Origin of the sequence: Dactylosporangium sucinum (assembly GCF_014647515.1) — a bacterium.
Lineage (GTDB): Bacteria > Actinomycetota > Actinomycetes > Mycobacteriales > Micromonosporaceae > Dactylosporangium > Dactylosporangium sucinum.
In genome coordinates, this window is the sequence record NZ_BMPI01000038.1 from 37,124 (window position 1) to 49,203 (window position 12,080).

Below are 12,080 nucleotides of genomic sequence, written 5' to 3' on the forward strand. Positions count from 1 at the left end.
GGTGCTTCATGGGGAACCCGTCCTTCTGGGGTAGGCGGTGCACTATCGGGGGGCTTCGAGCAGGTCGGCAAGGGTGACGCGGTCGACGATGTCGTTCACGGCGGTGTCCACGGAGAGCCAGATGCGGCTCAGCCCACGGGTGACGCCGGCGTAGCTGGTCTGGTCGGTCGGCAGCCCGCGCACCGTGGTCAGCGCGCCGTCCATCGCGCGCAGGACGTCGCCCACGGTGATGGCCGCGGCCGGGCGGGCCAGCCCGTACCCGCGCTCCGCGCTCCGGTGGCTGTGCACCAGGCCCGCGCGGCGCAGGTCGAGCAGGATCGCCTGCAGGGAGCCGATCGACATCTGTTCCTTCTCGGCGAGCTGTGGTGCGGTGATCCGGCCCGGCGCCGCCGCGGCGATGACGAGCATCGCCCGCATGGCGTAGTCGGCGCGGACCGAGACGTGCACAGCGTCGTGCCCCGATCAGCTCGACCGTGTCCAGCGACAACCGCCAACCACGGTCACCTCCCGGGTAAGTCGACTTAATCCATCTAGTCCATCTAGTTGGTAGGAAAAGAATACTTGCCGAGCGCCCGCAGTCAAGTTCGCCGGGTACTCCTACCGGTATTGAGTGATTTGACGCACAGGAATGGCGCGGCGACCATCGGTCACCGCGCCATTCCTGCCGATCTGTCCGGGTCAGCCGCCGCTGCAGGAGACGGTCGGCCAGGTCCAGTTGCCGTTGTGCTGGATCGTCACGCCCCAGTTGTTGCCGCTGCCGTTGGGTCTGGCGACCAGCGTCTGCCCGTTGGGGTAGCTGGCCGTGATGTTCCAGGTGGCGATGACCTTCGCCGGCGACGGCACGTTCATCGTCACCATCCAGTTGCTCGACCCCGACACCGAGACGTTCAGGTTGTACCGGTCACTCCACGACGACCCCGCCGACAGCGTGGCCGTGCAGCTTCCGCCGCCGCCCGGGCCGGGCGTGGTGGGACCGCTCGTCGGGCCGCCGCCTCCGGTCGGCGCGACCGCCCGCCCCGTCTGCGGCGAGATCATGCCCGCGCACAGGTTGCGGCTGGCCAGCCCCTGCGCGATGCGCGGGATCGCGGCCACCGTGTTGGCCGGCCAGTCGTGCATCAGGATGATCTGGCCGTTGGTGAGCCGGGCGTTGGCCTGCACGATCGCGTCGACGCTGGCGTTGTTCCAGTCCTGCGAGTCGACGTCCCAGATGATCTGGGTCAGCCCGTACCGCGACAGGACCGACTGCAGGGTCGAGTTGGTCTCGCCGTACGGCGGGCGGAACAGCTTCGGCGTCCCGCCGCCCCCGGCCGCGATGGCCTGCTGGGTCCGGGAGACCTCGGAGTCCATCTGGGCCTGGCTCAGCTGGGTCATGTGCGGGTGGGTGTAGCTGTGGTTGGCGACCCACATGCCCGCGTCGACCTGGGCCCGCACCAGCGACGGATTCGCCGCGGCGTACTGGCCCTGGTTGAACATCGTCGCCCGCAGCCCGTTCTGCCGCAGCGCGGTGAGCAGGCGCTGGGTGTTGCTGGCGGACGGCCCGTCGTCGAAGGTGAGCCCGACGTACCCGTTGCAGGTGGCCGCCTGCGACGGCGTGGCCGCGACGGTCAGGGCGACGGCGGTCGACAGCGCCATCCCGGCGATGGCGAGGGCGGTGGCCAGCAGGCGTCTCGGTGTACGCATCGGCTCAGCCCGCACTGCAGGAGACGGAGGGCCAGGTGTAGTTGCCGTTGTGCTGGATCGTCACGCCCCAGTTGTTGCCACTGCCGTTCGGCTTGGCCACCAGCGTCTGCGCGTTGGGGTAGCTGGCGGTGATGTTCCAGGTGGCGATGATCTTCGCCGGCGACGGCACGTTCATCGTCACCGTCCAGTTGCTGGAGCCGGAGACCGAGACGTTGAGGTTGTAGCGGTCGCTCCACGACTGCCCGGCCGACAGCGACGCCGTGCACCCGCCGCCGGGGTTGCCGGTCGGGCCACCCGTCGGGCCACCGGTCGACCCGCCGCCGCTGCCGCCGATGGTGATGTTCGAGCTGCCGCTGCTCTGGTAGCCCTCGGTCGCCAGGATCTGGTAGTCGTGGCTGCCCAGGCTCATGCCCGCGCGCGACCACGCGTCGAAGTGGTTGCCGGTGGTGATGGTGCCGCCGGTCTTCTTCGACTGCCGCACGCTCCAGTACTGGTTGAACGTCTTGTTGCCCTCGATGGAGGGGGCGTTGTACCGCGTGGTCTGGTAGATGTCGTACGTGCCGCCGTCGCTGGTCACGGTGCCCTTGAAGGTGCCCGTCGGGCGGTAGGTGCCCCAGTTGTCGACGATGTAGTACTCCACCAGCGGATTGCGGGTCCAGCCGTACAGCGCGAGGTAGGCGTTGCCGGACGGGTTGAAGCTGCCGGAGTAGCTGACGCTGCGGCGCCCGCCGGTGCTCCAGCCCTTGCCGGCGACGAAGTTGCCGGTGTTGCTCCACCTGGTGCTGTAGTTGCCGCCGGCACCGAGGTCCATCGAGACGGTGCCCTGGCTGTCGGTCCAGAACGAGTAGAAGTAGCCGTTGTTGGTGCCGGTCTGGTTGGTCGTGACGGCCGCGCTGGCGACGCCGGGCAGCGTCGCGACCAGCGCCACCACCACGGCGGCGAGCCCGCCGAAGAGCAGCCCGGCGCGGCGGCGCCGCGGGCGGGCGGGGGCGTCGTTCATGGGCGTGGTTCCTCCTCCTGACGGCCGGCGTGCAGCCGGCAGCGTGAGCCGAGCCGGCGGGGTGTCGGACGCCGGCGGGCTCAGGCGACGGGGGTGTGCGGTCGGGTCGTAGCGGCGACCCGACATCGACACTGATCGAGCGGTACTACGGTGTCAACAATTTTCGGAAAAGTTCCGGGAATTGATCTCGTCGATGCGACACTTCCGGGCCGGTGACCTGCAGGTACCGGTTTCCGCGCCGTTCCGGAACTTTCACCGCCGCCCCGTCTGCGGCATGATGCGGAGAAGACCACGCGGTCGCGGAAGGGATGCTCGTGACAGTCGACGACCCGGGCCGGGTCACCATCACCGCGATCGCGCGGCAGGCCGGCGTGTCCGTGCCGACCGTTTCGCGGGTGCTCAACGGGCGCTCCGACGTCTCGCCGCGGACCCGCGAGCGGGTCGAGGAGCTGCTGCGCGAGCACGGCTACCGCCGCCGGGCCAGCCGCAAGCGCCCGTCGGCGGGCCTCATCGACCTGGTCTTCGACGACCTCGACAGCCCGTGGGCGGTCGAGATCATCCGCGGCGTCGAGGAGGTCGCCCACTCGACCGGCATGGGCACGGTCGTCTCGGCGATCCACGGCCAGCCGGCGTCGGCCCGCCAGTGGCTGCAGAACCTCCGCGCCCGCGCCACCGACGGCGTCATCTTCGTGACGTCGGACGTGACCCCGCCGCTGCACGCCGAGCTCCGCCGCCTGGCCATCCCGCTGGCCGTGATCGACCCGGCCGGCGTGCCGGCCATCGACGTGCCGACGATCGGCGCGACGAACTGGGCCGGCGGCCTGACCGCGACGGAGCACCTGCTGTCCCTGGGCCACCGCCGGATCGGCTTCATCGCCGGCCCGACCCGGCTGCTGTGCAGCCGCGCCCGCCTGGACGGCTACGGCGCAGCGCTCGCCGCCGCCGGCCGGCAAGCCGACCCGGCCCTGGTCCGGCCCGGCGACTTCCACCACGAGTCGGGCTGCGCCGGCGGCGAGGCCCTGCTGGACCTCGCCGACCCGCCGACCGCCATCTTCGCGGCCAGCGACCAGATGGCCTTCGGCGCCTACGAGGCCGTCCGCCGCCGCGGCCTGCGGGTCCCCGACGACATCTCGGTGGTGGGCTTCGACGACCTGCCGGAGAGCCGCTGGGCGTCCCCGCCGCTGACCACCGTCCGCCAGCCCCTCACCGAGATGGGCCTGCTGGCCGCCCGCACCGTCCTGCGGATGGCGGCCGGCGAGGAGATCGAGACCCCGAAGGTCGAGCTCGCCACCGAGCTGGTCGTCCGCCACAGCACGGCGCCCGTTTCCTGACCTTCGGCCGCGATGCCCCGCCGGACCGCCGCACGGGCCCTGCGCCCCCTGACGCGCCTCCTCACAGGCTGCTCGCAGCTTCGCTGGAGCGGGCGCACAGCGCCCCGGCCGAGCCTTGGGGGCGTGAGGGAGGTTTCGATGCAACGGTATGAGGGACGGCCGCTCGCCCGGCCGGACGAGGAACTGGTGGACCAGGGCCTGGGGTTCGACCTCGGGACGGTGCTGGACCGGCGGCGGTTGCTGGCGGCGTTCGGGCTGGGCGCGGCGGCCGTGGGGCTGTCGGCGTGCTCGGCGTCGACGCCGTCGACGCCGTCGGTGTCCGCTGCTTCCAGCGGTACCGCTGAGGGAGAGATCCCCGACGAGACGGCCGGACCGTATCCGGGCGACGGCTCCAACGGCCCCGACGTCCTGGACGACAGCGGGATCGTCCGCGCCGACATCCGCTCCAGCTTCGGCGGGGCCACGGGGACGGCCGAGGGCGTGCCGATGACGCTGGAACTGACCATCATCGACCTGGCCAACGGTGGGAAGCCGTTCGCGGGCACGGCGGTCTACGTGTGGCACTGCGACCGGGAGGGCCGCTACTCGCTCTACTCGGACGGCGTCACCGACCAGAACTACCTGCGCGGCGTCCAGATCGCCGACGACGCGGGCAAGGTGCGGTTCACCAGCATCTTCCCGGCCTGCTACTCCGGTCGGTGGCCGCATGTGCATTTCGAGGTGTACCGCGAGCAGTCCGCGATCACCGACTCCACGAACGCGATCGCCACTTCGCAGGTGGCGCTGCCGAAGGACGTGTGCGACACGGTGTACGGGCAGTCGGGGTACGCGCAGTCCGTGCGCAACCTGGCGCAGGTCTCGCTGCAGAGCGACAACGTGTTCGGCGAAGACGGCGGCGCGTTGCAGCTCGGGGCGGTGACCGGGTCGGTGTCCAGCGGGTACACGGTGGCGCTGACGGCGCGGGTCGACACCCGGACGACACCCACGGGCGGTGGGGCGCCGGGCGGCGGTGGCGGCCCGGGTGGTGCGCCACCGAGTGGTGGGCCCGGAGGTGGCCCTGGTGGCGGGCCTGGTGGGATGCCGCCCAGCGGCGCCTGACCGATTTTTGTCGTACCCTCCAGGCAAGATCTGTGGCATGGTCGAGTCGAGCGTGCGGTTGCAGGCGGTGGTGGAGGACGGCGACGTCCGGCGGGTGCTCGCGGCGTTGCGGGCGGACGAGCGGCTCACGCTTGACGATGTGCCGTGGCGGCGGTTCCACCATGCCTACGGTCCGGCGGACGACGTGCCCGCTTTGCTGCGCGGGCTCGCGCATCCCGACCCGTGGCGGGCGGCGCGGCACCTCGACGAGCTGTGGAACAAGGTGCGGCACCAGGGCCTGAGCGAGCCGGCGGCGGCGCTCGCGGTGCCGTTCCTCGTCGCGGCCGCGGCCGATCCCACGACGCACGGGCGCGACCGGGTGCTGCTCCTCGCGGCCGAGGCCGGTCGCCGCAAGCACGACGGCGGCGACCGGCGGACCGACCTGCTCCGCGCCGCGGGGCCGCCCACCGGCGGCGCTGACGGCGCTGATTGTCCGCGGGCGTGGACGTTGCAGGCGGCCCGCGAGGCGGTGTCCGCCGACGCGGGCACGCTCGTGGCGCTGCTCGCGGACCGCGACCCGGAGGTGCGCGCCACGGCCGCCTATGCGCTGGCCGCCGCCTGCTCCCCGGCCGCGCAGGTGCGGCCCGCGCTGCGCACCCGGCTGGCCGCAGAGACCGAGCCACCGGTGCGGATCAGCCTGATCCTGGCCCTGACCCAGCTCGGTGTCGAGCACGACGAGCCCGACACCGCGGCCCGTGCCGAGCGGCTCTGGTCCGACGCGTCCCGCCCGCCAGACGTGCGGCTGGCCGGGGCCCTGGCCTGGCTGTGCGCGTCGCCGTCCCCGGCACCGTCCGCGCTGCTCGACGTTCTGGCCGCGGTCCCGCCGGAGGCCGAGCAGTGGCTCAGCCGCGTCCCGTGGCCGGACGACATCACGCGCCGCGGCGGCCTCGCGGCGTGGCTGGTGGCGTTCCTCGGCGACGCCCCCGACACCCGGCTGCGCCTGGCGGAGCGCCTGGCGGCGTCGCCCGACCCGGCGGTGGCGGCGTCGGCCCTGCACGCGGCGCACGAGGTGGCCCGCACCTGGCGCACGCACGAGTCTGCCGCCGCCGACCTGCTGAGCCGCCACCTGGAGCACCCCGACCGCGAGGTCGCCCGCACGGCCGCCCGCCACCTCGCCTCGGCCGGCGAGGTCCCGGCCCCGGTCGCCGACCGCGTCGCCGCCTCCCTGACCCACGCCGACTCCGAGGTGCGCGCCTGGGCCGCCGTCACCCTGGCCCACCGCGGCGACCCCCGCGCGGTCGCTCCGCTCGCGGCCCTGCTGCGCCGCGAGGACTGGCCGTGGCCCGAGCCGTATCGTCGGGGCACCTACATCGCGCCCCCGGAGGCCCTGCTCGACCGCCTCCACCCGTTCGCGGCGGACCTCCTCCCGGCCGTCCTGCACCGCCTGTCCACTCCCGACCGCGCGGGCTGGCAACATGTCCGCCGCGACCTCCTGGCGGCCCTGGCCGAGTGGCCCGCCGTCGCCGCCGAGGCCGTGGGCACGCTGCTCGCCCTGCTGTCCCCGCCCGGCCAGGCCGCACACCGTTCGCCGGCGACGGTCACGCCCACCGGGAAGCGGCTCGCGCTCGTCGCCCTGCCCGCGCGGTCCTCGCCCGGGTCCGCGAACGGCAGTGGCCCAGCGCTCGCGGTCGACGCCCGCAGGGTCGACCCTTCCGCAGCCCCACCGACCGCGGCCGACCCCATCCCCCGCATCCCGCGCCAACGCCCATCCAGCGACCCGGGCGGCGACGGGGGACGGCGGTCAGCAGTCGCGCACCTGGGAGCCGTCGTGACCGTCCTCGGGCGGATCGGACCGCCGGCCGCGGCTGCGGTTCCCCTGCTGGACCACCTCACGGTCGATGCCACGCCGGCCGACCTCGCGGTGCTCGTCTGGGCACGATGGCGCATCACGGGCGACCGGTCCGATGCCACGGCGGCGACGCTGGCCGACCTGGCCTCCACGGACGGCGTGCGGCCCCAACGGCCACGCCTGCCCGCCGACGGCGGGCCGACCCATGGGCCACGCCTGCCCGTGGACGGCGGGTGGGCGCATGCGCCTCGCCCGATCACGGACCAGGGACCGGCGGACGCGCCTCGCCTGCCCACCGACCGGGGGCGGGCGGACGCGCTGCGGCTGCTCGCCGACCTCGGTCCGGCGGCCGCGGCGCACGAGACGCTGCTGCGGGCGCTGGCCGTGGGAGGCGGGTCGGCCTGGGTTCGGGCGCAGGCGGCCTACGCGCTGTGGCGGGCCACCGGGGACGCACCCTCCGCCGTGACCGTGCTCGTGGAGCTGCTCGCCGACCGGCCGGACCCGGCGTGGTTCGATCCGGTGCACGCCGTCGCCGCTGGGCACCTCGCCGAGATCGGGGCGCCGGCCGAGGCCGCGGCGCCGGCCGAGGTCGGGACGCTGGCCGAGGCCGCGGTGCCGGGGCTGACCGCCTTCGTGGCGGCGAGCCGGCGCTCGTCGGCGGACATCCGGCGCGACCAGCAGTACGTGGCCGTCGCGAGGGGCGCCTTACGCCGGCCTCGGTAGACACCCCTGGGGGGCAGCGGCCCGCGGCGGGTTCGGCGCTCACCACGATCGGTGGGCGCCGTGGCGGAAGGCGTTGCCGATAGGTTCACGAGCATCTGCTCCAGGCGGTCGGGGTCGGCGTCGACCGTGACCGCCGGGCCGACCGTCACCAAGGTGGCGGCCGCCGCCGGGGTGAGGGCGGCCGCCGCCGCCGCGGCGCGCAGCGGCACGGGCCGGCAGTCCAGGCGGAGGGCGCCCTGCTCGACCCGGCCCAGGTCGAGCAGGCCGCCGGCCAGGCGGTTGATGCGGGCGGCCTGGCGCAGGGCGCTCGCGGTCAGCCGGTGGCGGTCGGCCGCCTCGACCTGGGCCCGCGTGGTGCAGCGGGCGCACGCGGCGGGCGATCACCTCGGCCACCGCCGTCGCCACCGGCACGAAGACGACGGCGCTGCCGACCACGTCCGGCGGCTGGTGGGTGGCGACGAGCGGGGCGACGTAGGCGGCGGCGGTCAGCGGCGACAGCGCCACCGCCGTCCACGGTGGATGGTGCAGGCCCACCCAGGCGAACAGCAGGACGAAGAACGGGCCGGTGCCGGTGGCGACGCCGCCGAAGGTCCAGGTCGAGAAGGCCAGGACGGCCAGGCCGGCGACGGCGAGCGCGATGGTCCGGCGGGGCGGGACCCGGTGGGCGGCGACGGCGGCGGCGAAGTCGGCGGCGGCGACGATCGGCAGCTCACGCTCGCGGGCTCCCGGCGCCACGCGCCCAGGACAGCCAGCGCCCCGGCGAGCGCGAAGCGTCCGGAGGCGCTGCGCGCGGCGCCGCTCGCTGTCCGCATCAACCGCAATTGTAGGCCAATACCCGGTTTCCACGACCTTTTGCCGATTTCACCCCGTCGGGCACCCGAGCGGCGCGATAGTACGGGCGTGGACATGGCATCGGGTGGCGCGCCGGCGTCGGCGCGACGGGCCTCCTTCGAGGATCTCAGCGTCAACATGAAGATCGTGCTCGCGGTCTTCGCCGCGGTCGTGGTGGCCATGGTGGTGGGCCTCGTCGGGCTGCTCAAGCTGCGGGACAGCAGCGAGGCCGCCGCGCGTATCTCCGGCGGCACCGTGGCGAGCATCAAGGCGGTCGGGGACATCAAGTCCGCCGTGTACCAGACCCGGCTCGCGGCGGCCAACCAGGCGGTGTCGGTGTCGCCCGAGGATGTCACCACCTACACCGCGCAGTTCAACACGCACATCAAGGAGTTCGACGAGGCGATGCGGGCGTACCGCGCGAGCGGCCCGGCCGGCAACTCCGGCACGATCGCCAAGCTGCAGGACGAGTGGGACCAGTACAAGGCCATCGCCGTCAACGAGATGATCCCGGCCGGCACCCGCAACGACTACGCCGCCTGGGCCAAGATCCGCGACGAGCGGACCCGGCCGATCCTGGCGCTGATCGACCAGCAGCTGGTCGAGCTCGACGCCGCCGAGACGGCGGACGGCGTGACCAACGCCGAGGCGGCCACGAGCGGGTATGAGCACGGGCGGCAGGCGATGATCATCGTGATGGTGGTCGGGGCGGCGCTGGCGCTCGGGCTGGGCATCCTGGTGGCCCGCCGGATCGTGCGGTCGCTGCGCAAGGTCACCGGGGTGTGCGAGGCGCTCGCGGCCTGCGACCTCACCACGACCAGCGGCATCACCTCGCGCGACGAGCCGGGACGGATGGCCCAGGCGCTCGACACGGCGGTCGGCAACCTGCGCGGCACGATCCGCACGATCGACGGCTCGGCGTCGTCGCTGGCCAGCGCCGCGGAGCAGATGAGCGCGACCGCGATCCAGATCGCCGACTCGGCGAACTCGGCCTCGACCCAGGCGCAGGCCGTGTCGGCCGCCGCCGAGCAGGTCTCGCGCAGCGTCGACACGGTCTCGGCCGGCAGCGAGCAGATGGGCGCGTCGATCCGGGAGATCTCGCAGAACGCGGCCGAGGCGGCCCGGGTCGCGGCCGAGGCGGTCAGCATCACCACCGAGACGTCCGAGACGATGAACAAGCTCGGCGAGTCGTCGGCCGAGATCGGGAACGTGGTCAAGGTGATAACCGCGATCGCGGAGCAGACCAACCTGCTCGCGCTCAACGCCACCATCGAGGCCGCCCGGGCGGGTGACGCCGGCAAGGGGTTCGCCGTGGTCGCCTCCGAGGTCAAGGACCTCGCCCAGGAGACGGCACGGGCGACCGAGGACATCTCCCGCCGCATCGACGCGATCCAGGCGGACACCGCCGGGGCGGTGGCCGCGATCGAGCGGATCTCGCAGGTCATCGAGCGCATCAGCGACTACCAGACGACGATCGCGAGCGCCGTCGAGCAGCAGACCGCGACGACGGCGGAGATGAGCCGCAGCGTCACCGAGGCCGCGGTCGGCACGAACGAGATCGCCCAGAACATCACCTTGGTGGCCCAGGGCGCCGAGCGGACCAGCCAGGGCGTGACGGAAACCCAGCAGGCCACCAACGAGCTCGCCCGCATGTCCAGCGACCTGAACACGCTGGTGGCCAACTTCAGATACTGAGCGGGAGCGCGGGCGCACGCCCGTCCGTCGAGCTACTGGTCGAGGAGGCGCATGCCGTGTTCCGCGTAGCGCGTGCCCGCCACCGCCTCCTGCGGGACCGCCGCCCGCAACGCGTCCAGTTGGGCCGGGGTCAGCGTCAGGTCGGCGGCGGCCGCGTTCTCCTCCAGGTAGCGCACGCGCTTCGTGCCCGGGATCGGCACCACCAGGTCGTCCTGGGCCAGCAGCCAGGCCAGCGCGGCCTGGGCCGGGGTGGCGCCGATCTCCGCGGCCACCGCCTTGACCGCGTCGGCCAGGCGCAGGTTCGCGGCCAGGTTGTCGCCGTTGAAGCGCGGCAGCGCCACCGGGCGGAAGTCGTCCGCCGCGAAGGTGCCCACCGTGCCGGTGAGGAGGCCGCGGCCGACCGGGGAGTAGGCGACCAGGGCCACGCCCAGCTCCCGGCAGGTGTCCAGCAGCGACGCCTCCGGCTCGCGGCTGAAGAGGGAGTACTCCACCTGGAGAGCGGCGATCGGGTGGACCGCGTGCGCGGCGCGCAGGGTCGTCGCGCTCACCTCCGACAGGCCGAGGTGGCGTACCTTGCCGGCCGTCACCAGCTCGGCCATCGCGCCGACGGTGTCCTCGATCGGCACGTCGGGGTTGCGGCGGTGGGCGTAGTACAGGTCGATCGTGTCCGTGCCGAGGCGGCGCAGCGACGCGTCCGCCGCCTCGCGCACCCACGCGGGCGAGGTGTCCACGTAGGTGCCGGGGCGGTCGGAGCGGGCCTCGCCGGCGCGGCTGCGCATGCCGAACTTGGTGGCCAGGACGTACTCGTCGCGCCGTCCGGCCAGCGTCCGGCCGATGAGCTCCTCGTTGCGCCCCGCGCCGTAGACGTCGGCGGTGTCGAGGAGCGTCACGCCGAGGTCGAGTGCCCGGTGCAGGGTGCGCGCCGACTCCTCGTCGTCGGCCGAGCCGTAGGCCCAGCTCATCCCCATGCAGCCGAGACCGATCGCGGACACCTCGGGGCCGCCCCGGCCCAGTCGTCGTGTTCTCATACCGTCCAGCCTGGCGGTTGGGGTCCGCTCGAAGTCAAGCCCGGCGGTGTGACACGGCGGCGTGCGCCTCGACGGTGTCCGGGTCGGAGTGCGGCCGCAGCAGGCGCGCAACCCCGCGACCGCCGTGCGAGTGGTCGTGCAGGTCCTCAGCGTAGGGACGGCGGCGTCTCCAGGGCCGGGTCGACCGTACCGTCCGGGTACCAGCCGCCCTCCTCGTCGGTCGCGCCGAGGAACGCCGCCTCCACCGGCCGCAGCGAGGCGATCAGCTCGTCGACCGGGTAGGAGGACACGAACCGCGCGCCCGACGGCCCCGTCAGCAGCACCGCGAGGGGGAGGTCGCCGCCGATGGGCAGGTCGGGGTACACCTCGCCGCCCCAGTGCATGACGGGCGCCTCGGCGTCGGCGAACCGGCCCGCCCCGGCCAGCATCAGCAGCTCGGTCTGGGTCTGGTGGACGTCGAGGCGGTACTCGTAGAGGTAGCACTCCAGCATCCCGTCGTGGTGCCGGGCCACCGTGTAGCCGCGGGCCGCGCGGCCGGCGAGCAGGCGCATCGGGGTGGACCGGCGCTCCTCCTGGTAGCTGGGGTAGTCCGCCTCCCAGTCGGGCGTCTCGCCGTCGAGCAGCCAGCCCGTCCACATCTGCGCCGGGTTGGCGATGGCGTCGAGGCCGGGCAGCGGGGTGGTCAGCCACTCGTCGAACGCGGCCCGGGTCATCGGCATCCGCGTCGCCACCATGTACGAACGACCACCCACCACAGCCTCCCCGCAGAAGTCAGCAGACGTCACCCGATCAACCAGCCTAGGCCGCCGGGCAGCCCGGCGTCGCCGAGGTTCCCCAGCAGGGCCGGCGGCCAGGGTGTGAACCCG

Annotated in this window: 9 protein-coding genes; 4 read left to right on the forward strand and 5 right to left on the reverse strand. The window is 73.7% G+C overall.

Annotated elements, in window-relative coordinates; translation table 11 throughout:
- Positions 1-42: 42 nt before the first annotated feature.
- From IEZ31_RS33160 to xynA, 3 genes are all read right to left on the reverse strand, one after another.
- Entirely contained in the window at positions 43-447 is a 405-nt protein-coding gene (locus IEZ31_RS33160) for an RrF2 family transcriptional regulator (RefSeq protein WP_190253993.1), read from the reverse strand.
- A gap of 231 nt (positions 448-678) precedes the next feature.
- Positions 679-1,680, reverse strand: a complete 1,002-nt coding sequence (locus IEZ31_RS33165; RefSeq protein ID WP_190253994.1) for a polysaccharide deacetylase family protein — start codon at positions 1,678-1,680, stop codon at positions 679-681.
- Positions 1,681-1,684: 4 nt separating this feature from the next.
- Positions 1,685-2,680, reverse strand: coding sequence for an endo-1,4-beta-xylanase XynA (xynA, locus tag IEZ31_RS33170; RefSeq protein WP_190253995.1), 996 nt, complete (start codon positions 2,678-2,680; stop codon positions 1,685-1,687).
- A gap of 314 nt (positions 2,681-2,994) precedes the next feature.
- Here xynA and IEZ31_RS33175 point away from each other — a divergent pair, with 314 nt between their 5' ends.
- The 4 genes from IEZ31_RS33175 (at position 2,995) to IEZ31_RS33190 (ending at position 10,186) form a co-directional block, all read left to right on the forward strand.
- Positions 2,995-4,011 (forward strand): LacI family DNA-binding transcriptional regulator, encoded by a 1,017-nt coding sequence (locus IEZ31_RS33175; RefSeq protein ID WP_229836055.1) that lies wholly within the window; start codon positions 2,995-2,997, stop codon positions 4,009-4,011.
- A 138-nt stretch (positions 4,012-4,149) separates the two neighbouring features.
- Positions 4,150-5,109 carry an intradiol ring-cleavage dioxygenase gene (locus IEZ31_RS33180; protein WP_190253997.1) on the forward strand — a complete coding sequence of 320 codons (960 nt, stop codon included), beginning with the start codon at positions 4,150-4,152 and terminating at the stop codon, positions 5,107-5,109.
- A 37-nt stretch (positions 5,110-5,146) separates the two neighbouring features.
- Positions 5,147-7,660, forward strand: coding sequence for a HEAT repeat domain-containing protein (locus tag IEZ31_RS33185; RefSeq protein WP_190253998.1), 2,514 nt, complete (start codon positions 5,147-5,149; stop codon positions 7,658-7,660).
- 351 nt (positions 7,661-8,011) lie between these two features.
- Positions 8,012-10,186, forward strand: a complete 2,175-nt coding sequence (locus tag IEZ31_RS33190; RefSeq protein ID WP_308429456.1) for a methyl-accepting chemotaxis protein — start codon at positions 8,012-8,014, stop codon at positions 10,184-10,186.
- A gap of 32 nt (positions 10,187-10,218) precedes the next feature.
- Here the strand turns inward: IEZ31_RS33190 and IEZ31_RS33195 are convergent, their stop codons facing one another.
- Positions 10,219-11,214, reverse strand: a complete 996-nt coding sequence (locus tag IEZ31_RS33195; RefSeq protein WP_190253999.1) for an aldo/keto reductase — start codon at positions 11,212-11,214, stop codon at positions 10,219-10,221.
- Between the two features lie 146 nt (positions 11,215-11,360).
- Positions 11,361-11,966, reverse strand: coding sequence for a hypothetical protein (locus IEZ31_RS33200; RefSeq protein ID WP_190254000.1), 606 nt, complete (start codon positions 11,964-11,966; stop codon positions 11,361-11,363).
- Positions 11,967-12,080: the final 114 nt, after the last annotated feature.